The 25,130-nt window shown below is 69.1% G+C and carries 22 protein-coding genes; 12 read left to right on the top strand and 10 right to left on the bottom strand.

Features of this window, described 5'->3' with window-relative positions; translation table 11 throughout:
- Positions 1 to 46: 46 nt before the first annotated feature.
- Complete coding sequence (locus OHA25_RS16390) at positions 47 to 859, bottom strand: APC family permease (RefSeq protein ID WP_327588426.1); 813 nt, start codon at positions 857 to 859, stop codon at positions 47 to 49.
- A 239-nt stretch (positions 860 to 1,098) separates the two neighbouring features.
- Positions 1,099 to 3,009: an amino acid transporter gene (locus OHA25_RS16385; protein WP_327588425.1), complete on the bottom strand. Its 1,911-nt coding sequence runs from the start codon at positions 3,007 to 3,009 to the stop codon at positions 1,099 to 1,101.
- A gap of 765 nt (positions 3,010 to 3,774) precedes the next feature.
- Here OHA25_RS16385 and kdpF point away from each other — a divergent pair.
- The 7 genes from kdpF to OHA25_RS16350 are packed head-to-tail and all read left to right on the top strand — an operon-like array spanning position 3,775 to position 11,880.
- A complete protein-coding gene (gene kdpF / locus OHA25_RS16380; RefSeq protein WP_327588424.1) occupies positions 3,775 to 3,864 on the top strand; it encodes a K(+)-transporting ATPase subunit F in 90 nt (29 codons plus the stop codon).
- Entirely contained in the window at positions 3,864 to 5,525 is a 1,662-nt protein-coding gene (gene kdpA, locus OHA25_RS16375) for a potassium-transporting ATPase subunit KdpA (protein WP_327588423.1), read from the top strand. Before kdpF ends, kdpA begins: the two co-directional genes overlap by 1 nt.
- A 2-nt stretch (positions 5,526 to 5,527) precedes the next feature.
- Entirely contained in the window at positions 5,528 to 7,657 is a 2,130-nt protein-coding gene (gene kdpB, locus OHA25_RS16370; protein WP_327588422.1) for a potassium-transporting ATPase subunit KdpB, read from the top strand.
- A complete protein-coding gene (locus tag OHA25_RS16365; protein ID WP_327588421.1) occupies positions 7,658 to 8,512 on the top strand; it encodes a potassium-transporting ATPase subunit C in 855 nt (284 codons plus the stop codon).
- A gap of 1 nt (position 8,513) precedes the next feature.
- Positions 8,514 to 11,051 carry a DUF4118 domain-containing protein gene (locus OHA25_RS16360; protein WP_327588420.1) on the top strand — a complete coding sequence of 846 codons (2,538 nt, stop codon included), beginning with the start codon at positions 8,514 to 8,516 and terminating at the stop codon, positions 11,049 to 11,051.
- Positions 11,048 to 11,716 (top strand): response regulator, encoded by a 669-nt coding sequence (locus OHA25_RS16355; RefSeq protein ID WP_327588419.1) that lies wholly within the window; start codon positions 11,048 to 11,050, stop codon positions 11,714 to 11,716. Before OHA25_RS16360 ends, OHA25_RS16355 begins: the two co-directional genes overlap by 4 nt.
- Positions 11,713 to 11,880, top strand: a complete 168-nt coding sequence (locus OHA25_RS16350; protein WP_327588418.1) for a hypothetical protein — start codon at positions 11,713 to 11,715, stop codon at positions 11,878 to 11,880. The genes OHA25_RS16355 and OHA25_RS16350 overlap by 4 nt, the downstream gene beginning before the upstream one ends.
- A 137-nt stretch (positions 11,881 to 12,017) precedes the next feature.
- Here OHA25_RS16350 and OHA25_RS16345 read toward each other — a convergent pair whose 3' ends face one another.
- Entirely contained in the window at positions 12,018 to 12,683 is a 666-nt protein-coding gene (locus tag OHA25_RS16345) for a class I SAM-dependent methyltransferase (RefSeq protein WP_327588417.1), read from the bottom strand.
- Between the two features lie 117 nt (positions 12,684 to 12,800).
- A complete protein-coding gene (locus tag OHA25_RS16340) occupies positions 12,801 to 13,100 on the bottom strand; it encodes an NAD-binding protein (protein WP_327588416.1) in 300 nt (99 codons plus the stop codon).
- A 135-nt stretch (positions 13,101 to 13,235) separates the two neighbouring features.
- Here OHA25_RS16340 and OHA25_RS16335 point away from each other — a divergent pair, with 135 nt between their 5' ends.
- Together OHA25_RS16335 and OHA25_RS16330 are read left to right on the top strand one after the other, a co-directional pair.
- Positions 13,236 to 14,660, top strand: a complete 1,425-nt coding sequence (locus OHA25_RS16335; protein ID WP_327588415.1) for a serine hydrolase domain-containing protein — start codon at positions 13,236 to 13,238, stop codon at positions 14,658 to 14,660.
- A 25-nt stretch (positions 14,661 to 14,685) separates the two neighbouring features.
- Positions 14,686 to 15,405: a MerR family transcriptional regulator gene (locus OHA25_RS16330; protein WP_327588414.1), complete on the top strand. Its 720-nt coding sequence runs from the start codon at positions 14,686 to 14,688 to the stop codon at positions 15,403 to 15,405.
- Positions 15,406 to 15,529: 124 nt separating this feature from the next.
- Here the strand turns inward: OHA25_RS16330 and OHA25_RS16325 are convergent, their stop codons facing one another.
- Positions 15,530 to 15,865 (bottom strand): hypothetical protein, encoded by a 336-nt coding sequence (locus OHA25_RS16325; RefSeq protein ID WP_327588413.1) that lies wholly within the window; start codon positions 15,863 to 15,865, stop codon positions 15,530 to 15,532.
- Positions 15,866 to 16,182: 317 nt separating this feature from the next.
- On the opposite strand from OHA25_RS16325, the gene OHA25_RS16320 reads away from it, so the two are divergent.
- A complete protein-coding gene (locus tag OHA25_RS16320) occupies positions 16,183 to 18,744 on the top strand; it encodes a sensor histidine kinase KdpD (RefSeq protein ID WP_327588412.1) in 2,562 nt (853 codons plus the stop codon).
- Between the two features lie 140 nt (positions 18,745 to 18,884).
- On the opposite strand, the gene OHA25_RS16315 is transcribed toward OHA25_RS16320, so the two are convergent.
- From OHA25_RS16315 to OHA25_RS16300, 4 genes are all read right to left on the bottom strand, one after another.
- Positions 18,885 to 20,084 carry an acyltransferase family protein gene (locus OHA25_RS16315; protein WP_327588411.1) on the bottom strand — a complete coding sequence of 400 codons (1,200 nt, stop codon included), beginning with the start codon at positions 20,082 to 20,084 and terminating at the stop codon, positions 18,885 to 18,887.
- Positions 20,085 to 20,150: 66 nt separating this feature from the next.
- Positions 20,151 to 20,321, bottom strand: a complete 171-nt coding sequence (locus tag OHA25_RS16310) for a hypothetical protein (protein WP_327588410.1) — start codon at positions 20,319 to 20,321, stop codon at positions 20,151 to 20,153.
- A 145-nt stretch (positions 20,322 to 20,466) separates the two neighbouring features.
- Positions 20,467 to 21,492: a Gfo/Idh/MocA family oxidoreductase gene (locus OHA25_RS16305; RefSeq protein WP_327588409.1), complete on the bottom strand. Its 1,026-nt coding sequence runs from the start codon at positions 21,490 to 21,492 to the stop codon at positions 20,467 to 20,469.
- Positions 21,493 to 21,515: 23 nt separating this feature from the next.
- Positions 21,516 to 22,298 carry a TIM barrel protein gene (locus OHA25_RS16300; RefSeq protein ID WP_327590990.1) on the bottom strand — a complete coding sequence of 261 codons (783 nt, stop codon included), beginning with the start codon at positions 22,296 to 22,298 and terminating at the stop codon, positions 21,516 to 21,518.
- A 150-nt stretch (positions 22,299 to 22,448) separates the two neighbouring features.
- On the opposite strand from OHA25_RS16300, the gene OHA25_RS16295 reads away from it, so the two are divergent.
- Positions 22,449 to 23,477 (top strand): LacI family DNA-binding transcriptional regulator, encoded by a 1,029-nt coding sequence (locus tag OHA25_RS16295; RefSeq protein WP_327588408.1) that lies wholly within the window; start codon positions 22,449 to 22,451, stop codon positions 23,475 to 23,477.
- Positions 23,478 to 23,540: 63 nt separating this feature from the next.
- Here OHA25_RS16295 and OHA25_RS16290 read toward each other — a convergent pair whose 3' ends face one another.
- The gene (locus OHA25_RS16290; RefSeq protein WP_327588407.1) at positions 23,541 to 24,278 is read right to left on the bottom strand and encodes an SDR family NAD(P)-dependent oxidoreductase; all 738 of its coding nucleotides are present in this window, start codon (positions 24,276 to 24,278) and stop codon (positions 23,541 to 23,543) included.
- 132 nt (positions 24,279 to 24,410) lie between these two features.
- Here OHA25_RS16290 and OHA25_RS16285 point away from each other — a divergent pair, with 132 nt between their 5' ends.
- Positions 24,411 to 25,058, top strand: coding sequence for a TetR/AcrR family transcriptional regulator (locus OHA25_RS16285; protein WP_327588406.1), 648 nt, complete (start codon positions 24,411 to 24,413; stop codon positions 25,056 to 25,058).
- The last annotated feature ends 72 nt before the right edge of the window (positions 25,059 to 25,130 follow it).

Here is a 25,130-nt window from a genome sequence, read left to right as displayed (position 1 = left end):
GGCACTGCGGTCCTGTACTTCCGCTCGGGACGAGAACGCGCTGCGATTACCTGGCGCGCGATGGTCTGCCGGCAGCCCGCTGTCCGATGAGTTGCCGCGCCGACAGCCACGAGGCCAAGCTCGCCATGTAGCGCCGTACCCGGGGCTTCTTGAAGCTTGGGACGGCGTTGGCGATCGCCTCCACGCCCGTCAGGGACGCGCAGCCGTTGGCGAACGCCTTCAACAACAGCAGCACCCCGACCGTCTCCAGGCTGCTCACCTGGTGCCCGACCGTGACCGCGGGCTCACTCCTGATCAGCCCGGCCACGATGACGAGCAGGATCGCACCGACATAGACCACGGTGGGGGCGATGAAGGCGCGGGCGCTGTGCGCGATGCCCCGCAGGTTGATCGCGGTCACCAGCGCCAGCACCGCCAGGCACAGCCACACCGTATACGGCAGCAGCTCCGGGAACGCGGACGTCAGCGCGGCCACGCCGGCGGCCACCGAGACCGCCACGTTGAGCACGTAGTCGACGACCAGCGACGCCCCGGCGACCAGGCTGGCCCGCCGCCCGAGATAGGTCTTGGCCACCCCATACGCGCCGCCGCCCTCCGGGAAGGCCGCGATGACCTGCCGGTAGGAGAAGGTCAGCACCCCCAGCAGGGCGGCGATGGTGAGCGTGACCGGGATGGTGAACCCGAGCCCCGCACCGCCCGCGACAGCGAGCACGATGACGATCGCTTCGGGGCCGTACGCCACCGACGCCATCGCATCCAGCGAGAGCGCGGCCAGCCCGCCGACGACGGTCAGCCGGTGCCGCTCACCGACGCTATCCGGAGGCTCCTTGGACGTGGCGGGAGATTTCACAAGGGACATGGAGAATGCTCCTGAATGAGGGATTCGTCCACATACTGCCCCTACTGCGAGCCCGCCTCTGCCCTTCCCTACGCATTCCTGATGCCGACAGCGCAAATAACTACAAGAAAATGACGGCTGCCTCGCTCAGCCGATTTGGAGGGCCCCGACCAACCGGGAGACGGTCATGCGAGTTCAGCTGTTCCAGCGCCTCGAGGTCAGCGGCCGCGGCAGCCGCCGGCCCTATGTTGGGTGAACTGTCAGCCGACGTGGACGTGTGGCCGGCGTTCCAGGTCCGGCTCGGCCTGGCGGAGCACCTCCCGGGTCAGCGGCGGCACGTCGCCGCCGCCGAAGACCAGGTAACGCAGCATCGCCACGACCGGGTTGCCCTCGGTCCAGTGGAAGTAGATGTGCGGCACCGAGCCGGTGCGATCACGCAGGAACAGCAGGAGCGCGGCCAGCGTGTTGGGGACGGCCGAGCTTTCGATGGTGAGGATCTTGTGGCCGTACCGTTCCTCGCCCTTGACGTGCAGCTCGGTCTCGAACTCCGAGGCGTCCGGCACCGTCACCTCGACGAACAGCGTCGGCTCGGAGCTGCGCAGCCGGTGGTTCAGCCAGGTCTCGCGCAGCTTGTCGGTGTACTCGGTCTGGTCGCGGGTGTGCGGCTCGTTGGCGATCACGTGCACCTCGCCGCAGGCGTCGTTGACGAACTGTTCGGCCAGCGCGTCCAGGTGCACCTCGGTGACCCGCAGCTCGGTGGAGCGGGTGGCGCGGGAAATCAGCGAGGTGACGATGATGGCGGCGATGAAGAACGAGGCGATCTTGACGCCGTCCGGCCGCTCGATCACGTTGTCCACCAGCGTGTACGCCAGCACCGCCGTGATCGCCGCGTACGCGGCCGCCGCCTTGTGCTGGCGTTTCCTGCGGGCCGACAGCGTCACCGCGACGGCGGCCGAGAGCATCAGCACCAGCACGCCGGTGGCGTACGCGCCGCCCTGGGCGTCCACGTCGGCGTCGAAGATGATCGTGATGGCGAACGCGATCAGCGAGAACACGATCACCAGCGGCCGCACCGCGCCGGTCCACTCCGGCGCCATGCCGTAGCGCGGCAGATACCGCGGCACCAGGTTGATCAGCCCGGCCATCGCCGAGGCGCCGGCGAACCACAGGATCGCGATCGTGGAGACGTCGTAGGCGGTGCCGAACCAGTCGCCCAGGAAATTGTGCGCCAGGTAGGCCAGCGCCCGCCCGTTGGCCTTGCCGCCCTCCTCGAACTCCTGGTGCGGGATGAGCACCGTGGTGACGAAGCTGGAGAAGATCAGGAACACGCTCATGATCAGCGCCGCGACCGTGAGCAGCCGCCGGGTGCCCGCGATCCGCGCCGGGATGTCGCCCTTGACCACCGGCATCACCGCCACGCCGGTCTCGAACCCGGACATGCCCAGCGCCAGCTTCGGCATCACCAGCAACGACAACCCGATCATGGCCAGCGGACTGGAGAAGTCCAGGCTCAGCGCCCGCTGCCAGTCCACCACGACCTGCGGCGCCTGGAGCACCTGCACGATCGAGACCGCCACCACGACCGCGTTCAGCGCCAGGTAGACGAACACCAGCAGCACGGCGATGCCGATCGCCTCGCTGAAGCCCAGCAGGAACACCCCGCCGAGCAGGGCCAGCAGCACGAGCGTGACGATCACCCGCTGCCCGGCCAGGGCCTCGGGCCAGAACGGGTTCTCCAGGATGTGCGCGGTCGCGTCGGCCGCCGACAACGTCATCGTGATCACGAAGTCGGTGGCCGCGAAGCCGAGCAGCGCCAGCACGAACAGCTTGCCCCACCACTGCGGGGCCAGCTTCTCCAGCATCGCGATCGAGCCCTGCCCGTACGGGCTCTCGGCCGCGACCCGCCGGTAGACCGGCAGCGCGCCCAGCAGCGTCAGCGCCACCAGGAACAGCGTGGCCAGCGGCGAGAGCAGCCCGGCCGCCAACGCGGCGATGCCCGGCTGGTAGCCCAGCGTGGAGAAGTAGTCCACGCCGGTCAGGCACATCACCCGCCACCACGGGTGCTTGACGTGGGGACCGTGTTCGATCTGCTTACGGTCGGTCTGCAGGCCCTGGAGCAGCCAGGAGCGCAGCGTCCCTTCCGTGGCAGCTGGCCGTTTCGCCAGCACCATTTCGGTCACCCTTCATCAAACGGCGCAAAGTCGCACCGCACTCTACCCAGGTCAGAAGAGTGATTGATGAGGAGAGGGCGTCAAGAAAACGTATGTATCCGTAGCCAGCCGAGGCGACTCTTGGCAGGGCGCATCCGTGATCGCACTAGCTTTGCTCGTGCCCGCGATTGCTTCCACGGCGTGATGAGCCAGGACGAAAGCCGGCTCGACCTCGTGGATGGCGCCGGCGAGATGCGCGGGGGATAGAACTCGATCCCCTGGTAGAACGGCAGGTCCTGATGTTTCGACCGCCATGGCGACGGTCACTTCGGTACGAACACCCAGCATCATGTCGGCCAGATGCCGGCCGCCGATCTCGCCGATCGGGGTCTGCCGACCAGACTTCCCGGCGCACCGGGCCAACGGCGTACGGGAAGGGTGGCGGCGGATCTCAGATCGGGCACCCCGCAGGAAGGCCACGAAGCCAGAGCGTAGAAATAGCGTCAATATTCCGGGTGGAGCCGTATGGAACCCGTCAAGAACGACAAAACCCCCCAATTCTCAGGGTTTGCTGGCCTTGCAGACGTCCGGATAACGGCGACTGCAACACCTAATCACCGAGTTGAGGAGTGGGGATGACGGACGTCATCTTCGTCGCCCTGACGATCGCGATCTTTGTGATCATGGGGCTGGTCGTGAAGGCGGTGGAGCGGCTGTGAGCGAGCGCAGCGAGCGAACCATCGGACACAGCTGCCTGGCGCTCATAGGACCGACGGAGTCGGTCCTATGAGCGCCGTTAACGCTGCCGGTCTGGTCGTGGTCGCCGGCCTGGTGATCTTCATGGTCGCGGCCCTACTGTTTCCGGAGCGATTCTGATGTCCCCGACTCTGGCCGGGATCCTGTTCATCGCGTCTCTGCTGCTCGCGCTCGCGCTGTGCTACAAGCCGCTGGGCGACTACATGTACCGCGTCTACACCGCCACCAGGCACAACGCCGTCGAACGGGTGATCTACCGCCTGGTCGGCGTGCAGCCCGGCAGCGAGCAGCGCTGGGGCGTCTACGCCCGCAGCGTGCTGGCGTTCTCGGTGATCTCGATCCTGTTCCTGTACGGCCTGCAGCGGCTGCAGAGCCATCTGTTCCTGTCCCTGGGCATGGAGCCGGTGGAGCCGGCGCTGGCCTGGAACACCGCGGTCAGCTTCGTCACCAACACCAACTGGCAGGCCTATTCGGGCGAGTCGACGATGGGGCACGTGGTGCAGACCGCGGGTCTGGCCGTACAGAACTTCGTCTCCGCCGCCGTCGGCATGGCGGTGGCCATCGCCCTGGTCCGCGGGTTCGCCCGCAGCAAGACCGACACGCTGGGCAACTTCTGGGTCGACCTGGTCCGCGGCACTGTCCGCATCCTGTTGCCGATCTCCTTCGTGGCGGCGCTGGTGCTGGTGGCCGGTGGAGCGATCCAGACCCTCGGTGACCACCATGTGTGGTCGACGCTGACCGGCGGCGAGCAGACGTTCACACCGGGCGCGGTCGCCTCGCAGGAGGCGATCAAGGACCTGGGCACGAACGGCGGCGGCATCTTCAACGTCAACTCGGCCCACCCGTTCGAGAACCCCACGTCGTGGACGAACTGGGTGGAGATCTTCCTGCTCCTGGTCATCGCGTTCAGCCTGCCGCGCACGTTCGGCCGCATGGTGGGCGACAACCGGCAGGGCTACGCGATCGTGAGCGTGATGGCCATCATCGCCATCATCAGCATCGGCGCGACCCAGTGGGCCGAGCTGTCCGCAGGCGGCACCGTGCCGCAGGCCATCGCAGCGGCAATGGAAGGCCGCGAGACGCGCTTCGGCACCTCGAACTCGGCCATGTTCGCCAGCTCCACCACGCTGACGAGCACCGGTTCGGTGAACTCCTTCCACGACTCCTACACCGCGCTTGGCGGCGGCATGCTGATCTTCAACATGCTGCTCGGCGAGGTCGCGCCCGGAGGCGTCGGCGCCGGTCTGTACGGCATCCTGATCCTGGCCGTGATCACGGTCTTCGTGGCCGGCCTGATGGTCGGCCGCACCCCCGAGTACCTGGGCAAGAAGATCGGCGCCCGAGAGATCAAGCTCGCGTCGCTGTACTTCCTGGTCACTCCGATGCTGGTGCTGATCGGCACGGCGGTGGCGATGGCCACCGAGGTCGGCCGCTCGGCGATGCTGAACAGCGGCCCGCACGGCCTGTCGGAGATTCTGTACGCCTACACCAGCGCCTCCAACAACAACGGCTCGGCGTTCGCCGGGGTCAGCGTCAACACCACCTTCCACAACACCACGCTCGGCCTGTGCATGGCCTTCGGCCGGTTCCTGCCGATCGTCCTGGCCCTGGCGCTGGCCGGGTCGCTGGCCCAGCAGGCCCCGGTGCCCGCCTCCGCCGGCACCCTGCCCACCCACCGGCCGCAGTTCGTCGGCATGGTGGTCGGCGTGACGATCATCCTGGTGGCGCTCACGTTCCTCCCGGCACTGGCGCTCGGACCTCTCGCAGAAGGACTTCTCTGACCATGTCAACGCATGTGCTCGAATCGCCGGGCAAAGCGCCGACACCGAAGAACAAGAACAGCCGGGTCGGCGGCGGCCTGCTCGATCCCAAGCAGATGATCAAGTCGTTGCCGGACGCGCTGAAGAAGCTCAACCCGGCGACCCTGTGGCGCAACCCGGTGATGTTCATCGTCGAGATCGGCGCGGTCTTCACCACCGTGCTGGCGATCCTCGACCCGTCCTGGTTCGCCTGGGCGATCGTGGTGTGGCTGTGGCTGACCGTCGTGTTCGCCAACCTCGCCGAGGCGGTGGCCGAGGGCCGCGGCAAGGCCCAGGCCGCCACGCTGCGCGCGGCCAAGCGCGACACCACCGCCCGCCGGCTCAAGAACCGCGACGACCACACCCAGTGGGACGTGATCGGCGCGACCGAACTGCGGCAGGGTGACTACGTCATCGTTGAAGCCGGCGAGATCATCCCCGGTGACGGCGACGTCATCGACGGCATCGCCTCGGTGGACGAGTCGGCCATCACCGGCGAGTCCGCCCCCGTGATCCGCGAGTCCGGCGGCGACCGCTCGGCGGTGACCGGCGGCACCAAGGTGCTCTCCGACAAGATCATCGTGCAGATCACCCAGAAGCCCGGCGAGAGCTTCATCGACCGGATGATCGCCCTGGTGGAGGGCGCCAACCGGCAGAAGACCCCGAACGAGGTCGCGCTCAACATCCTGCTCGCCGCGCTGACCATCATCTTCCTGGTGGCCACCGCGACCATGCAGCCGCTGGCGATCTACTCCAAGTCCATCAACCCCGGCGTGCCAGACTCGCTCGCGCTGAACGCCGACGGCGTGTCGGGGATCGTGCTGGTGTCGCTGATCGTCTGCCTGATCCCGACCACCATCGGGGCGCTGCTGTCGGCCATCGGCATCGCCGGCATGGACCGGCTCGTCCAGCGCAACGTCCTGGCCATGTCCGGCCGCGCGGTCGAGGCCGCCGGGGACGTGTCCACGCTGCTGCTGGACAAGACTGGCACGATCACCCTGGGCAACCGGCAGGCGTCGGAGTTCGTCCCGGTCGAGGGAGTGAGCGAGGCCGAGCTGGCCGCGGCCGCGCAGCTGTCAAGCCTGGCCGACGAGACCCCGGAGGGGCGCTCCATCGTGGTGTACGCCAAGCGGGCGTACGGCCTGCGCGAGCGTCAGCCCGGCGAGCTGGCCCACGCCGAATGGGTGCCGTTCACCGCCCAGACCCGCATGTCGGGGGTGAACCTGGACGGCCGCGAGGTGCGCAAGGGCGCCGCGACAGCGGTGATGAAGTGGGTACGCGATCACGGCGGCCACCCCACCGACCAGGTCGGGCACATCGTGGACGGAATCTCCGGCAGCGGCGGCACCCCGCTGGTGGTGGCCGAGAAGAGCCGCGTGCTGGGCGTGATCCATCTCAAGGACGTGGTCAAGGAGGGCATGCGGGAACGCTTCGACGAGATGCGCCGCATGGGCATCCGCACCGTCATGATCACCGGCGACAACCCGCTGACCGCCAAGGCCATCGCCGACGAGGCCGGCGTGGACGACTTCCTGGCCGAGGCCACGCCCGAGGACAAGCTCGCGCTCATCAAGAAGGAGCAGGAGGGCGGCCGCCTGGTGGCGATGACCGGCGACGGCACCAACGACGCGCCCGCCCTGGCCCAATCCGACGTCGGCGTGGCCATGAACACCGGCACCAGCGCCGCCAAGGAAGCCGGGAACATGGTCGACCTGGACTCCAACCCGACCAAGCTCATCGAGATCGTCGAGATCGGCAAACAGCTGCTCATCACGCGGGGCGCGCTGACGACGTTCTCCATCGCCAACGACATCGCCAAATACTTCGCGATCATCCCGGCGATGTTCGCGGTGGTCTATCCAGGCCTGGACGCGCTCAACATCATGCGCCTGGCCAGCCCGCAGTCCGCGGTCCTGTCGGCGGTGATCTTCAACGCACTGGTGATCATCGCGCTGATCCCGCTCGCCCTGCGGGGTGTGCGGTATCGCCCCTCCAGCGCCTCCAAGCTGCTCTCGCGCAACCTGTACGTCTACGGCCTCGGCGGGATCATCGTCCCGTTCATCGGCATCAAGCTCATCGATCTGCTCATCCAGTTCCTTCCGGGGATGTCATAAATGGACCGCATGCCCAGCTGGGTCCGCCAGCACCTCGCCGCGCTACGGGCGCTGCTCGTGCTCACGGTGATCACCGGCATCATCTATCCGCTGTTGGCCACCGGAGTGGCCCAGGCGCTGTTCAACGACAACGCCAACGGTTCGCTCGTCCAGAAGGACGGCAAGACCGTCGGCAGCGCGCTCATCGGCCAGTCCTTCACTGACGCCGACGGCAACCCGGTCAGGACGTACTTCCAGTCCCGCCCGTCGGCCGCCGGCGACGGCTACGACCCGACCTCCACCGCGGCCAGCAACCTCGGCCCCGAGGACGTCATCGACACGCTGCCGAACCCCGGCGGCGCCGATGAGGCCGCCAAGGAAGGCAAGCAGTCGCTGCTCACCCAGGTCTGCGCCCGCTCCAAAGCGGTCGGCGAGCTGGAGGGCGTCAGCGGCGCCCGCCCGTACTGCACCACGGACGGGGTCGGCGCGGTGCTGAAGGTCTTCCCCGACCGGGCCGTCAGCGTCAACCAGGCCTGCCCGGCCACCCCGTTCATCGCCACCTACGAAGGGCTGAAGGTCGGGTGCGCCCAGCCCGGGCAGGACTACGCGGCCGGCAAGACCGTGCCGATCCGCGGAAACGTGACCACGGTGCAGGTGCCGGCGGACGCGGTGACGGCCAGCGGCTCCGGCCTGGACCCGCACGTCTCCGTGGCCTACGCCGAGCTCCAGGCGCCGCGCGTGGCCAAGGAGCGGGGGCTGTCACTGGAGCAGGTGAAAGCCCTGATCGACGAGCACACGAGCGGCCGGGCGCTAGGTTTCATGGGTGAGCCGGCGGTGAATGTGCTCGAGCTCAACCTCGCGCTCGACGGAGCCTGAGATGCGGGGGCGGCTGCGGGTCTACCTGGGCGCGGCGCCTGGAGTGGGCAAGACGTACGCGATGCTCGGCGAGGGCCGCCGGGGTTGCGAGCGGGGCCGGGACGTGGTCGTGGGGTTCGTCGAGACCCACGGCCGTCCCCGTACCGCCGCTCTGCTGGACGGCATGGAGATCATCCCCCGCAAGACGCTGACCTACCGGGGGGCCACCTTCACCGAGCTGGACGTCGAGGCGGTCATCGCGCGCAAGCCGAAGGTGGCGCTGGTCGACGAGCTGGCGCACACCAACGTGCCCGGCTCGAAGAACGTCAAGCGCTGGCAGGACATCGACGAGATTCTCGACGCCGGCATCGACGTCGTCTCCACCGTCAACATCCAGCACCTGGAGTCGGTCAACGACGTCGTCCAGCAGATCACCGGCATCCCGCAGCGCGAGACCGTCCCCGACGAGGTGGTGCGGCGGGCCAACCAGATCGAGCTGGTCGACATGTCCCCCGAGGCGCTGCGCCGCCGCATGGCGCACGGCAACGTCTACGGCCCCGAGAAGGTCGACGCGGCGCTGTCGAACTACTTCCGGGTCGGCAACCTCACCGCGCTGCGGGAACTGGCGCTGCTGTGGGTCGCGGGCAAGGTCGACGAGCAGCTCGACCGCTACCGCGCCGACCACGGCATCGCCGGCACGTGGGAGGCCCGCGAGCGGGTGGTGGTGGCGCTGACCGGCGGCCCGGAAGGCGACACGCTGGTACGCCGGGCCGCTCGCATCGCCGCCCGCAGCAAGGGCGCCGACCTGCTGGCCGTCCACGTCACCAGCGCCGACGGCCTGTCCGGCGGCGACCCGGCCAATCTGGCCCGCCAGCGCTCGCTCGTGGAGAGCATGGGCGGCAGCTATCACCAGGTGGTCGGCGACGACGTTCCGCGGGCGCTGCTCGACTTCGCCCGCGGCGTCAACGCCACCCAGCTCGTCCTCGGAGCCTCCCGGCGCGGCCGCTTCGCGCAGGTCCTCTCCCGCGGCGTCGGGGTGGAGACAACCGCCCTGTCCGGCCCCATCGACGTCCACCTGGTCACCCACGAGGAGGCCAAGCAGGGCCGCCGCAGGCCCGAACGCTCCCGGGCCGCGCTCACCAGGAAGCGCAGGCTGATCGGCTGGGCCGTCGCGGCGGCGGGCATGCCGCTGCTGACGGCGGCGCTGGCGCCGTTCCGGGACGTGATCTCGCTGCCCAGCGAGATCCTGCTGTTCCTGTGCCTGGTCATCGGCGTAGCCCTCATCGGCGGGATGTGGCCGGCGATCGTCGCGGCTGTGGGCGGCTCGCTGCTGCTCAACTGGTTCTTCACCCCGCCCGTCGGGCAGCTCACCATCGCCGACCCGGAGAACCTGCTGGCGTTGATCGTGTTCGTGCTGGTCGCCGCCGCGGTCAGCACGATCGTCGATGTGGCCGCCCGCCGCACCAGGGAGGCCGCCCGCGCCCGCGCCGACGCCGAGGCCCTGTCCACGCTGGCCGGGCACGTGCTCCGGGGCGAGGCCGCACTGCCCACGCTGCTCGGCCGCCTGCGCGAGACGTTCGGACTCGACTCGGTCACACTCCTCGAACGCATCGGCGAGCCCACCCCCGACGACCAGGCCGAACCCACCGCCTGGCGGATCATCGCCACCTCCGGCAGCGCGCCTTGCACCGCGCCCGCCGTAGCCGATACCGACGTGCAGATCAGTGATGAGCTGGTGCTCGCCGCCCGCGGCCGGCTGCTGGACGCCAGCGACCGGCGGGTGCTGGAGGCCTTCGCCGCCGAAGCCGCCGTCGCCCTCCGCCAAGAACGCCTCCAAGAGGCGGCCGAACAGGCCAAACCTCTGGCCGAGGCCGACAAGATGCGCACCGCGCTACTCGCGGCCGTCAGCCATGACCTGCGCACCCCGCTATCGGCCGCCAAAGCCGCCGTCCAGAGCCTGCGCAGCCACGACGTCACCTGGACCGCCGAGGACCGCGAAGAACTCCTGGAAACCGCCGACGAATCCCTTGACCGGCTCGACCGGCTCGTGGAGAACCTGCTCGACATGAGCCGCCTGCAGGCCGGCGTGCTTGGCCTCACACTCCAGCCCGTTGCTCTGGAAGAGGTTGTCCCTCACGCCATCGATGACCTTGGGCCGCTGCGCGACCGCGTCGAAGGCGACATCTCCTTCGATCTGCCGGAGATCGTCGCCGACCCGGCACTGCTGGAACGCGTGCTGGTCAACCTGATGGCCAACGCCGTCCGGCACAGTCCTGCTGATCAGATGGTGCTGGTCACCGCGAGCTGGCACGACGACCAGGTCGAGATCCGTGTCATCGACCGTGGCCCCGGCATCCCGCGCGAAGCGCAGGAGCGGGTGTTCCTGCCCTTCCAGCGGCTCGGCGACCGCGGCAACGGCACTGGCGTCGGCCTGGGACTCGCGCTCTCGCGCGGGCTGACCGAAGCCATGGGCGGCACGCTCATCCCGGAGGAGACACCAGGAGGAGGCCTCACCATGATCATCAGCATGCCGATTCACTCCCGGGCGGTGGCATCATGACCAAGATCCTCGTCGTCGACGACGAACCGCAGATCCTCCGCGCCCTCCGCATCAACCTCGCCGCCCGCCAGTACGAGGTCGCCGTCGCCGCCGACGGGGCCTCCGCCCTGCGCGAAGCCGCCGAATGGCACCCTGACCTGGTCGTGCTGGATCTCGGGCTGCCCGACATCGACGGAGTGGACGTCATCCACGGCCTGCGCGGCTGGACCCGGATCCCCATCGTCGTGCTGTCCGGCCGGGCCGGGAACCAGGACAAGATCGACGCCCTGGATGCCGGCGCCGACGACTACGTCACCAAACCCTTCAGCATCGAGGAGTTCCTCGCCCGCATCCGCGCCGTCTCCCGGCGCTCCGCGATCCAGGAAGCCGAGCTCGCCCGCATCCAGCTCGGCGACCACACCGTGGACCTGACCCGCAAGACCATATCCGGAGGCCTGCGGCTCACCCCGACCGAATGGCACATCCTGGAGATCCTGCTCCGCAACCCCGGCAAACTCATCCCCCAGCGCTACCTGCTGACCGAGGTGTGGGGCAGCAAACATGCCAAGGAAACCCACTACCTGCGCCAGTACATGGCCCAGCTCCGCAAGAAACTCGAACGCGACCCCGCCCGCCCAGTCCACCTCATCACCGAACCCGGCATGGGCTACCGCTACACCCCATGACGCTTGGGCAGCGGCTCGGTGTCGGCCTCGTCGTGTCCGCGGTGAGCTGCGGCGTCTCGACCGTCCTGGCCGAGACGGCCGAGGCCCGGGTGTTCGTCGTGGCCCTGCTCGTGACCGCCGCAGTCGCCGGAACCTGCTACGGCAGATGGCGAGCCCGTCAGTGAACGGGCGATGTGTTCGCGTCAACGCACGTCAGGAGAACTGTGGCCTACGGGGTCTATCGGGCTGATCCCCGTCAAGATCGGCGGCAACCACGACCGCGCTGGTGGCGCGCGGAAGGTGCGGCCGACCGCCTTTGGTTCTATCCGGCGCTGGGTCTGGCGACACCGAGAACATGATTGAAGTGGCGGAAGGCGAACCGGTCCAGGCTCTCGATGACGAATCCCGCCTGCCGGATAGCAGCCACGGTGTCCCGCGCAGGGTGGCATCCCCCGGACATGCGCGACCAGAGTGGAGTCGCCAGGCTCTCCGCCAACGTCACCACCGGATTGCCAGAGCGCTGGTGCTCGTAAAAGCGCAATTCGCCGCAGGGGGCCAGGACCCGTCGCACCTCCCGCAGCGTCTCCTGCACCCGCCCAGCGCAGCACAGCACCAGCGAGCACACCACGGCCTCGCAGGAGCCGTCGGCGACCGGCAGACTTCGTAAGTCCCCGTCGAGGATCTGGACGGGAGTCGGGAGGCGCGCGGCGACGCCCTTGGCTGCCGCCCGCAGGAACAGGTCCCGCTCCACCAGGAGGATTTCCGCCACGCTCGCCGGGTAGCAGCTGAGCTTCACCCCGTCGCCCGCCCCGAACTCCAGAACGCGCCCGCTCAGACCTGCCATGAGCTGCCGCCGCTGCGGAGTGGGCACCGACCCGTCCCTGCGGGCGGCGCGCACCCGTCGCGGATGATGGAATTGCTCCATGCCGCCGATGAGATATCGCTCGGTATCTGACGAATCGATGAGATCGCCGGTGTCCGCTGCCATGACTCCTCCTGAGAGCGCACCTCCACTATCAAGCGCGCGACTCCAGATGAGCGCCATTTCTACGCAATTCTGACGGGTTCGGCCGTAATTCATACGCGTTCTTGATGCAGGGCGGCGTCATGCCGCCGGACCGCCGGAGCTGAGCAATCCGGCCAGCATTTTCCCCATGTCCTGCTGTGGCAGGACCACGCGGTGAGCACCCATCCGTTCAAGGATTCGCGCGTGACGGTAGGTCACCGCCCTCGCCCAGATCTCCTGGACGTCGAGCTCGGCAAGCAGGGAGGTGGTCAGGGTACTGGCCACGACGTCCTGGCCGATGGCCACCACCGTCTGCTCGACCTCGCCGATCCCAAGTCGCCGCAACGTCTCCAGGTCCGTCGCATCCGCCACCGCAACCCGATGGAGGTGATCGGCCAATGAGCGTACGACCCCGGACGCGCAACCCTTTCACGCCGTCCACTTCCAGCATGACGCGGCTGGGGCAAAAAGCTCACCGATTTCCGTCTTCCCGGCTTGACCTTGCCCCTAGGTCAAGGCTCGACGATGCTCTGCATGAACAACAACGCACTGCACACCGTCGAAGCACAGATCCGCGAGCAGGCCGCCGCCTACTGCGAGTCCAACAACGTCCCCGGGTTCGTCGCCGGCGTCTACCACGCCGGCGAGCAGATCATCGTCGCCCACGGCACCGCGAACGTCGCCACCGGCGCCCCGATGCTGCAGGACACCGGATTCCTCTTCGGTTCCGTCACCAAGGTCCTGACCACCACCCTGGTCCTCCAGCAGGTCGACCGCGGGCTGCTGGACCTCGACTCGCCGGTCGTGAAGTACCTTCCCGACTTCGCGCTGGCCGTGCCGGGCGCCGCGGACAAGATCCTGGTCCGGCACCTGATCGGGCACACCAATGGCATCGACGCGGACCTGTACTTCCCCGATGACAAGGGTCGCGACGCCCTGAAGGCCTACGTCAAGGGCCTGGCGAGCAGCTGCGGCGCGCTGTTCGAACCCGGCGAGCAGCTCAGCTACTCCAACGGCGGCATGATCGTCGCGGGCCGCCTGCTGGAAGTGGTGACCGGCCTGCCCTTCCCCGACCTGCTGGCGCGCGAGATCTACGCCCCGGTCGGCATGCCCGACTCCTGCACCTCAGCCGAGCAGGCCATCCTGCGCAGCACGGCCATCGGCCACTTCCTGGACCCCGAGACCATGGCGGCCAAACCCACCAGCATGTTCACGCTCCCCGACACCTGGGGGCCGGCCGGCGGCACGCCGATCGGCACCGTCGCCGACCTGCTCGCCTTCGGACGCACCCACCTCGCGGAGGGCGTGTCCCCTTCCGGCACGCGCGTCCTGTCGGCCGAGTCGACCGCGCTGATGCAGCAGGTCTCGCACGACATGGAGAGCCCCAACACCCCGCCGATCGGCCTGGGCTGGGTGCTGTACCCGTTCGGCGACACGACCGTGCTGGCCATGTCGGGCGCCTCGCCCGGCGGCGTGTCCATCCTGTGCGTCGTCCCCGACCACGACCTGGTCTTCACCGCCTTCGGCAACAACCCGGGGGCCATCATGCTGCAGGACCAGATCCTGCAGTGGCTCCTGAGCGAGCACCTCGGCGTCCAGATCCCCAAGCTGGTCACCGAGATGGAGCAGGACGTCGACCTCACCCCCTACGTGGGCACCTACCGCTCCAACCAGCTCCGCATCGACGTCAGCATCGTCGACGGCCAGCTCGAGGAGCGGATGACCTACGAACCGGCGGACGAATCACAGGAGCGGATCTTCACCGCGTTCGCCGGCGGCATGACCTCCGCCCCGCCGCAGCGCTACGTGCCGATCCGGCCCGGCCTCTTCGCGCCCGCCGGATACCCGCTGGAGACGTTCGACGGATATCTCCGCCTGCTGCTCGTCTCCTACCACGACGTCCGCGACGGCCAAGCGCGCTTCCGCAACGGCGGCGGCCGCCTGACCCGGCGAGCCTGATCACCGGAGTGGGAGGATGTCCGGCATGCTCACGATTGGCCAGCTCGCGGACTACGCCGGAGTGACCATCAAGGCCATCCGCCACTATCACGAGCGCGGTCTGCTCGCCGAGCCCGACCGCGACTCCTCCGGCTACCGGCGCTACACCGCCGAAGACGCCATCACCCTCGTCAAGATCAGAACCCTGGCCCATGCGGGCGTGCCACTGGCCCGCATCAGGGACCTTCTCGACGCCGACCCGGACACGCTCACGGCGGCCATCGCCGAGATCGATCACGACCTTGAGGACCGCATCGCGCAGCTGCAGCGAACCCGCGACCAGCTCGCCCAGCTGCGCGGCGGCGACCGGCTCTTCGTCTCCCCCGAGGTCGCCGACTATCTCGACGACCTGCGCGAACTCGGCGTCAGCGAGCGCGCGATCCACCTGGAACGCGACGGCTGGATCCTCATGCAGACAGCCTCACCTGAGGACGCCTCCCTGTGGATCGCTGAAAAACGCGAGCTCATAACCGATCCCGAGTTCCGCGCTCTCTACCTCGATCACGACGCCGCCTACGACTGGTCGCCGGACGATCCCCGCCTCCCAGCCCTCGCGGAGCGTACCCGGAACTGGTTCACCAACCACCAGAGCCGAGCCGAGACCCGGCCCGTCCACAACCCGGCCATCGCCCGGTTGGCCGCGCAATCCCAGCCCGGAGCCTCATCCCCAGCTTGGGACCGCCTCGCCCAACTCATGAAAAGCTAGCCTCGATTGTTTGTCCTGCTCGGCTGGAAGTGTCTGATCTCCGGTGAATCTGATCTCGGTCTGACCGGCCGAACGTGATGGTTCGGCGGGAAGGATCTTGGATGCTGGGGCCGGCCCGTACTGATCACGTCCGAGCGCGGCAGGCCGTGGTGACGGCTTCGATGGCCGCCACCACGGTGTCGGTGTCCTTGGCCAGGAGACGGACATGGTTGGCCGGTGAGGTCGCGAAGACGGAGACCAGCTCGTTGCGCGCGATGGCGACGGAGGTGGCCGCCCGCATGGTGCGGACCTCCTCCTCGCCGGCACCGGGGTGGGCGCCGGTGCCCACGACGAACATCGTCGGCACCGTCAGAGCCGCGAAGTCGAGCTCGGCGTTGGCGGCGTCCATCTCGATCACGACCTCGGCGCATTGCCCCGGGCTCATCCGGGCCGACAGGCCGAAGCGCGCCAGCAGCCACATGATCCAGCCCAGCTTGCGGAACTGGGCGCGGACGGCCTCCTGCCCGGCCTGGCGAACATGCTGATCGGGAAGGCGCCGTCGATGAGCACCAGCCCGGCGACGCGGTCCGGGTGCTCGGTGGCGTAGCGGACCGCCAGGGTGGCGCCGTGCGGCCAGCCCAGCAGGACGAGCGCTCCAGCCCGGTCGCCTCGATCGCCCTAGCCGTGGTGTCGTCCCAAGGCGACACGCGGTTCCATCGTGGGTCCTGGAAGGCCAGGCATTGGGTATCACCGGTCATAGTCAGACTTGTGAAAACGTACCGTCTGCTGGAGTGACCGATGAAGACAACGCGTGGTCGGCTGCGGGTCTACCTGGGCGCGGCGCCCGGGGTGGGCAAGACCTACGCGATGCTCGGCGAGGGCCGCCGTGGGCTCGAACGCGGCCGGGACGTGGTCGTCGGCTACGTCGCAACCCACGACCGCCCCCGCACCGCCGCCCTGCTCGACGGCATGGAGGTCATCCCTCGCAAGACGATGACCTACCGGGGCGCGACCTTCACCGAACTCGACGTGGACGCCGTCCTGGCCCGCAACCCCAAGATCGTGCTCATCGACGAACTGGCCCACACCAACGTGCCAGGCTCGAAGAACGTCAAGCGCTGGCAGGACATCGAGGAGATCCTGGACGCCGGCATCACCGTGATCTCCACCGTCAACATCCAGCACCTGGAGTCGGTCAACGACGTCGTCCAGCAGATCACCGGCGCACCCCAGCGCGAGACCGTCCCCGACGAGGTCGTCCGCCGCGCCGACCAGATCGAGCTCGTCGACATGTCCCCCGAGGCACTGCGCCGCCGCATGGCCCACGGCAACATCTACGCCCCGGAGAAAGTGGACGCGGCCCTGGCCAACTACTTCCGCGTCGGCAACCTCACCGCCCTGCGCGAACTGGCCCTGCTGTGGGTGGCCGGCAAGGTCGACCAGCAGCTCGACCGCTACCGCGCCGACCACCACATCGCGGGCACGTGGGAAGCCCGCGAACGCGTCGTGGTCGCCCTGACCGGCGGCCCGGAGGGCGACACTCTCATCCGCCGGGCCGCCCACATCGCGGCCCGGACCAAGGGCGCCGACCTACTGGCTGTACACGTCACCACGACCGACGGGTTACGCGGCGCCGACCCGGCCGGCCTGGCCCGCCACCGCAGCCTGGTGGAGGACCTCGGTGGCAGCTACCACCAGGTCGTCGGCGATGACATCCCCCGGGCGCTGCTCGACTTCGCCCGCAGCGTCAACGCCACCCAGCTCGTCCTCGGCGCCTCCCGGCGCGGCCGCTTCGCGCAGCTGTTCTCCCGGGGCGTGGGCGTGGAGACCACCGCATTGTCCGGACCTATCGATGTGCACCTGGTCACCCACGAACGGGCCCGCCCGCCGCGCCACCGCACCGGCTCCCCCGCCGCGCTGACCCGCAGCCGCCGCCTGGCCGGATGGTCCCTCACCCTGGCCGGATTACCGTCCCTGACCGCGATCCTGTACAGCCTGCGCGACGTGCTGACCCTGCCCTCCCAGATCCTGCTCTTCCTCGTCTGCGTGATCTGCGCCGCGCTGCTCGGCGGCCTGTGGCCCGCGATCACCGCAGCCATCGCCGGGTTCCTGCTGCTCAACTACTTCTTCACCCGCCCCTACCGCACTCTGATCATCTCCGACCCGGAGGTGCTACTCGCGCTGGTGGTCTTCGTCCTCGTCGCACTCGCCGTCAGCGCGATCGTCGACCTGGCCGCCCGGCGTACCAGGGAGGCCTCCCGCGCCGGCACGGACGCCGAAGTGCTGTCCACCCTGGCCGGACACGTCCTGCGCGGCGAGGCCGCCCTGTCCTCCCTGCTGGCGCGCCTGCGAGAGACGTACGGGCTGACCTCCGTCACCCTTCTGGAGCTCAGCCGCGCACCCGGCCCCGACGACCAGTCCCAACCTGACGTTTGGCGGATCGTGGCCACCGCCGGAGGGGTGCCCTGCACCAGCCCAGATGCGGCCGACACCATGGTGGTGATCGACGAACAGCTGAGCCTTGCCACCTGCGGCCGCCTCCTGGATGCGGCCGACCGGCGCGTGCTGGAGGCCTTCGCCGCCGAGGCCGCCGTCGCGTTACGCCAGGAACGTCTGCGCGAGCAGGCCGAACGCGCCAAACCCCTGGCCGAGGCCGACAAGATGCGCACCGCGCTGCTGGCCGCCGTCAGCCACGATCTGCGTACCCCGCTCGCCTCCGCCAAGGCCGCCGTGGAAAGCCTGCGCACCACCGACCTCGACTGGTCGGACGAGGACCGCGACGAGCTGCTGGCCACCGCCGACGAATCCCTGGCCAAACTGTCTCGCCTGGTGGACAACCTCCTCGACATGAGCCGCCTGCAAGCCGGCGTGCTCGGCCTCTCCCTCCACCCCATCGCCCTGGAAGAGATCATCCCTCGCGCGCTGAACGACCTCGGCCCCCTTCGCCACCGCATCGCCGCCGACATCAACATCGAGCTCCCCGAGATCATGGCCGACGGCGCCCTGCTCGAGCGCATCCTGGTCAACCTCACTTCCAACGCCATCCGCTACAGCCCGCCCCAGGAAAAGGTCCTCATCACCGCGAGCTGGCACGGCGAACACGTCGAGATCCGCATCATCGACCGCGGCCCCGGCATCCCTCGCGAGGCCCACGACCGCGTCTTTCAGCCCTTCCAGCGCCTCGGCGATCGGAACACACACAACGGGGTCGGTCTCGGCCTGGCCCTGTCCCGCGGCCTGGCCGAAGCCATGGGCGGCACTCTGACCCCCGACGAAACTCCCGGAGGCGGGCTCACCATGATCCTTGCTATGCCGATCGCCTCACTCGCGCACACCACATCGGCCCAGGAAAGCTCATGACGAGGCCCAACTCGCCGAGAAGAGCGGCAGCGGGATACGCGCCGCTCTGGCCTTGGCCAGTTGCTCGGCGGCGTTCCTTCCGGCGGGGGGTGAGCTGGACCAGCACACCGCGCCCGTCGTCCGGCACTAGATGGCGTTTGTCATGCCGTCGCGCGGGCGGCGCCGGCGCGCCGGTCGGCCAGGCGGCGGCCGACGCGCTGCAAGGGCTTCTCGACCAATCGATGGGTCAGCCAACTGCTCGGCAGGAGCACGCTGAGGAAGGCGACGCTGATGCCGATCTGCAGGGGCATGGGTGACCAGCGCATCTCTCCCGTCAGCTGCATGACGATGAGGAGGATCGGCAGGTGTACCAGGTAGAGGGAGTAGCTGATAGTGCCGAGCCAGGCGAGGAAGGCGGGAACGCGGCGGCCCCGCCAGGCCATCGCGCCGGCGAAGGTGGTGCCGGCCAGGACGATGGTCAGGCCCCACACGTCCGGCTGGACCCACCACCAGCCGGCGTTGGTCGCCCAGACAGGCGTCGACGTCACGAGTAAGGCGGCGATGGCCACCGGCCACAGCCGGCCCTGGCCATGCTCCCACCGGCGGATCGCGGTGCCGGTGAACATGATGGCGAGCATCGCCGCGGCGAACCATGGCACGCGACTGCTCAGGATCAATGTCAGCGCCATGACGCCCAGGACACAGGCTCCGGCGGTACCCGCGCGCCCCGAGATCACACAGGTCACGCCGATGACAAACGTGGCCATCGACAGCCAGGCCAGCCAGGTGCCCGACAGTGGCGGCCCGGATAGCACGAGGCCTGCGATGAGAGCGATCAAGGCGAACAGAACCGGGAGCGCACCGCGTCTGTCGCGCCAGCCGGTCACGAACAGCGCGACGACCAGCAGATAGAAGAGCATCTCGTACGACAGCGTCCACATGGTGTTCAGCACACCGGCCGCTCCTACCGCGTCCATCAGCATCGTGGCGTGCGCGGCCACCGAAGAAGCGTCGCGGGCCACCTCCGGACGGATCGGGATCCACCACGCCAGGGCCAGAACCAAGCCGATGACCGTGAGGTAGAGCGGGTAGAGGCGAAAAAGGCGGCCGACCCAGAAGGCCCGCACGTCGCCGTGTCGTTCCAGCGAGGTCGGGATGATGTATCCGCTGACCAGGAAGAACACCAGCACGCCGTACATGCCCAGGTTGAACGCGGTGGGCCGCAGCCAGGGCATGGCCCAGGTCGTCAGGTGTTCGCCGACGACCGCGAGCGCACCGATGCCGCGCAGCGCATCCAGCCACGCGAGCCTGGAAGGCGCCGCCTGCACGGTTTGGGGGGCTTGAAGGTGGGCGGTCGCCATATGCCCAACGTATCGGAGCGGTGATCCGAAGGCGGACACATCGACCACTGGGGGCAAGTATCGACATTACGCAGCGTTCCCAGGGACAACACCCCGCTGGGGATCGTACGGAGGCCAGCCGGGGTCGCCGGTGGCGGCGAAGGCGGTCCAGACCGTGCGGAAGCGGGCCGACAGCGTCTGGGCTTCGGGCGAGGGCTCGGGGCCCAGCAGCATCGGGTGAGGGGTGCCGAACAGCAAGGGCAGGTCCAGGCTGTGGCAGGCGCCGAAGACACCGCCAGCGGCTCGGCTGAGGCGTCCGGGAACGCCTGGCGGTAGGCCTGCTCGCACCCCCAGTGCGGGATCGTCAGTGGGAGACCGTGGGTGATCGGCTGCCGCGGTGAGGTCACAGGTGTTCGCGATCGCCGACGCGGACGGGGCCGCCGGTGGTGATCGACTCGATGGCTGCGAGGGCGATGGTCAGGGCGGCGCGGGCGTCCTCGCCGGTGACCGCGGGAGTGCGGCCGGTGCGGACGCAGTCGGCGAAGTCGGCCAGCTCGGCCACGTAGGCGTCGTGGAAGAGGTCCTGGTCGTAGGTGACGCACTCGGCGGCGACGCCGTCCGGGCCGTACGCGGTGAGGTGGGTCCTGCGGAGGTCGCCCATGGTGAGCATGCCGGCCGAGCCGAAGACCTCGCCGCGTACGTCGTAGCCGTAGACGGCCTGGAAGCTGGCCTCGGCCGTGGCGATGGCGCCGTTGTCGAAGCGGACGGTGACCACAGCGGTGTCGAGCAGGCCGCCGGCTTTGAAGTCGGGGCGGACCAGGGCGTCGGCCATGGCGAAGACCTCGACGGCTTCGGCGCCGGGGTTGAGGTAACGCAGGGTGTCGAAGTCGTGGATGAGGGTCTCCAGGAAAATCGTCCACGGCGGCACGCGAGCCGGGTCGGCCAGTTTCGGGTCGCGGGTGAGGGAGCGCAGGAGTTGGGGTGTGCCGATGGCGCCGGCGGCGATCTTGTCGTGGGCGGCGCGGAAGCCGGTGTCGTACCGCCGGTTGAAGCCCACCTGGAGAGGCACGCCCGCTTTGGCGGCGGCGGTGATGGCGCGGTCGGCCTCGGCGAGCGTGACGGCCATGGGCTTCTCGCAATAGACGGCCTTGCCCGCTTGGGCGGCCGCTTCGACGAGGTCGGCGTGGGTGCGCGCCGGGGTGACGATCACCACGGCGTCGATGTCCGGATCGTCGAGCAACTCGCCGACGTCGGTCGTCACCTTGGGGCAGCCGAGCCGATCGGCCAGGCGCTGCGCGGCGCCGGGGACCGGGTCGGCCAGCGCGGCGAGCCGGACACCGGGAAGGCGGCGGGCCAGGGTCTCGGCATGGAGGGCGCCCATCCGTCCGGCTCCGGCAAGGCCGACGGCGAGGGGCTGCTGGGTGGTCATGCGCGGTCTCCGTATGTCGGGTTTCAGAGGGTGAAAGCGGAGCGGAAACGCTCCAGGGCCAGGGCGCTGTCGCGGGAGGCCCACGCCTCCATCGCGACCGTGCCGTCATAGCCGAGGTCGGCCAGAGCACGGGCGACGGCCGGGTAGTTGATCTCCCCCGTCCCCGGCTCGTGGCGGCCGGGTACGTCGGCCACCTGGATCTCACCGATCAGGCCCGCGGCATGGGCCCGGCGGACCAGCTCGATCAGGTTTCCCTCGCCGATCTGCGCGTGGTAGAGGTCGAGGTTCATCCGCAGGCTTGGCCTGTCCACGGCGGCGACCAGGGCCAGGGTGTCGGCGGCCGTGGCGAACGGCACGCCGGGGTGGTCGACGGCGGTGTTGAGGTTTTCCAGGGTGAAGATCACACCGGCCCGTTCGCCCAGCTCGGCGAGGCGGGTGAGCGTGCGGTGGGCGGCCATCCACATCGGTCCGGTGGCCTCGCCGGTCACCGGCGTCACCGGCAGGCCTTTGTCGTCGAGGCCGGTGCCGTGCAGGTTGAGCCGGGGGCAGCCCAACTGCTCAGCGGCCTTGACCGACTCCTCGGCGGTGCGCAACAGCTCCGCCGCCCCCTCCTCATCGGTAAGACTGCCGCGCAGGTAGCCGGTCATCGAGGAGAAGACGGCCCCCGTGCGCGCCAGCGCGGCCAGGTCGTGCCGGCTCCAGTCCCAGATCTCGACCTGGAACCCGGCGTCATGGATGCGCCGCGCCCGCTCCTGGATCGACACGTCCGTGAAGACCATCTCGGCGCAGACCGCCAACGTGTACATCGTCACCCATCTGTCTATAACGTTCTAGTCTTTTAGCAGTAGGCCAGCAGGCGGACGGCCTTGTCAAGGGTTCGCAGTGCCAGTGACTAGAACGTTGCAGTATGGTGGAGCAGCGTCTTCACAGGACGGTTCCATCGAGGAGGGCAGCAAGTGCCACGAACCCCCGCGGGCTCGGAGGGGAGACGACCGACCCTGGCCGACGTCGCGGCACGGGCGGGCGTGTCCACGGCGCTGGTCTCCATCGTCATGCGAGGGGCCAAGGGCGCCAGTGCCGACACACGTGAGCGGGTGCAGCAGGCCGCGAAGGAGATCGGCTACCGGCCGGACGCTCGGGCGCGCCTGCTGCGCAGCAGCCGCTCACGGCTACTCGGGGTGCAGTTCGGGCTCCAGCATCCCTTCCACACCGATCTGGTGGAGGGCATCTACACCGCGGCCGAGCCGGCCGGCTACCAGGTCGCCCTCAGCGCCGTCACGGCCGGCCGCAGCGAGCGGCACGCCGTCGAGACCCTGCTCGCCGATCGGTGCGAGGCCCTGATCCTGCTCGGCCCGCAGGCCCCGGCCGCCCAGCTGGCCGAGCTCGCGACCCAGTTGCCGGTCGTCTCCGTGGCCCGCCGGCTGCGCGGGACGACGGCCGGGGTGGACGTCGTACGGACCGCCGACGACGAAGGCGCCCGCCAGGCCGTCGACCACCTGGTGGCGGCCGGCCATCGCGACATCGCCCACATCGACGGCGGCCGGGCGCCGGGCGCCGCGGACCGGCGCCGGGGCTATCGCACCGCCATGAGCCGGCACGGTTTGAACCGCTATATCCGGATCGTGCCCGGTGGGCTGACCGAGGACGATGGGGCGGCGGCCGCGCGCGTCCTCCTCAGCGGCGATCCCCGGCCGACCGCCATCCTGGTCTTCAACGACCGCTGCGCCACTGGCGTCCTGGACACGTTCCTGCGCGCCGGCCTGGCCGTTCCTGGCGAGATCTCGGTCGTGGGCTTCGACAACAGCCACCTGGCCCGCCTGGCCCACATCGGCCTCACCACCGTCGGGCAGGACATCCCGCGCCTGGCGCGCCTGGCGGTGGAGCGAGCCATCGCACGGCTGGAGGGCAAGCCGGTGGCCGAGAAGGAGATCGTCATCGCGCCGCATCTCATCATCCGCGGCACCACAGCCGCCGCTCCCGCATAACCGCGCCGCAAACTCCGCAGGAGCAGGCCGAACGAGCCGGCCATCCATTCTCCTCGACAGCGCCTACCGGGTCTGGTCGGTGGGGCGGATGAGGATCTCGTTGACCGCGACGTGCTGCGACTGGGTGACCGCGTACACGACAGCATTGGCGATGTCCTCGGGCTGCAGGGTGCGCATAGAGGTGGCCATCTGCTGCGCGGCGGCCCGCATCGTGGGGTCGGTGATGTGGTCGGCCAGTTCGGTGGCGACGAAGCCGGGCTCGACGACCACGACGCGCACGCCCTGGGCGGTGACCTCCTGTCGCAGCGCCTCGGAGAAGGCGGTGATGCCGAACTTCGTCGCCGCGTAGACGCCACTGGCGGCCGACGCGATCCGGCCCGAGGTCGAGGAGACCTGCACGACGGCGCCCTTGCGCTCCAGCAGGTGCGGCAATGCCGCGTGGACCGTGTACATCGACCCGAGCAGGTTGGTCTCGACCATGCGCGTCCATTCCGTGGTGTCCGCTCCCGCGATCGAGCCGGCGAGCATCACCCCGGCGTTGTTCACCAGGACGTCCAGGGCGCCGAAGCGCTCGACGGTCTTCGCGACCGCGGCCCGCACCGATTCCTGGTCGGTCACGTCGAGTTCGAGGGCCAGCATCTCGCCGACCGCCTTGTGCACCAGGGTCTCCAGCCGGTCGGCACGCCGGGCCCCGACTGCGACTAGGGCCCCTTCCGCTGAGAGGGCCAGCGCAGTGGCCTCGCCGATGCCCGACGACGCTCCAGTGACGAGGGCGACCTTTCCGGCCAACGTGGTGTTCATGTTCTTCCTTTCCGAAGAAGCTCACCGGCTCCGCAGCCCGCTAAGCGGACCAGCCGGTCACCTTTAGCTTAGCACCAAACCGGACCGGCTGGTCATGTTAGGAAGTACACTGGATGGATGGGAGGGAGAGGCATGACTGGAACGACGTCCGCTGTCCCGTCGCGCAGTGACGCGGTGCGCAATCGTCGGCTGCTGCTGGACGCCGCGGCCGAAGCGTTCGCCGAGTGCGGAGCCGAGGTGTCCATCGGGGAGATCGCGCAACGTGCCGGGGTGGGGAAGGGGACGGTCTTCCGCCACTTCTCCTCCAAGGAGGATCTACTGGCGGCGATCATGCTCGGTATGCTCGACGAGCTTGTGGACACCGCAACCGCGCTGCTCACGGCCGACGATCCCGGCCTGGCGCTGCGTGAGTTCATGACCGCCGGCGTGGAGACCTTCGTCAGAGATCGGGCGTTCTGCGAGGTCATCGGGCGCCCGTCCCTGCAGAACGTACAGGTACGTGACGCGATCGATCGCCTGTGCGAGGCCGCGGAAGCGCTCACCGATCGCGCCCGCCAGCAGGGTGTCGTGCGCCCTGACCTCACCGGCACCGATGTCGCCCTCCTGCTGGCCGGCATCCAGCACACGGCGGCGCCGCTGCTGACCACCGAGCCGCAGGCGTGGCGCCGCTACCTGGAGCTGATCCTCGACGGCATCACCACCTCAACGGGGCGAAGCCTTCCGCATCCTCCGCCACACCGCCTGCCTCTCGCGAACCCAGAGCCCGGTGGGGGGCGCTGATCAGCTGGATCAAGCGCCCGCGTCGGGTTCGGCTCCTGCGTGCTGGGCCCCACCCCCCAAGATCGTGGGCAG

Origin of the sequence: Nonomuraea sp. NBC_00507 (assembly GCF_036013525.1) — a bacterium.
Lineage (GTDB): Bacteria > Actinomycetota > Actinomycetes > Streptosporangiales > Streptosporangiaceae > Nonomuraea.
The sequence above is the reverse complement of the archived record's forward strand: the minus strand, read 5'-3'. Positions and strand labels throughout refer to the sequence as shown.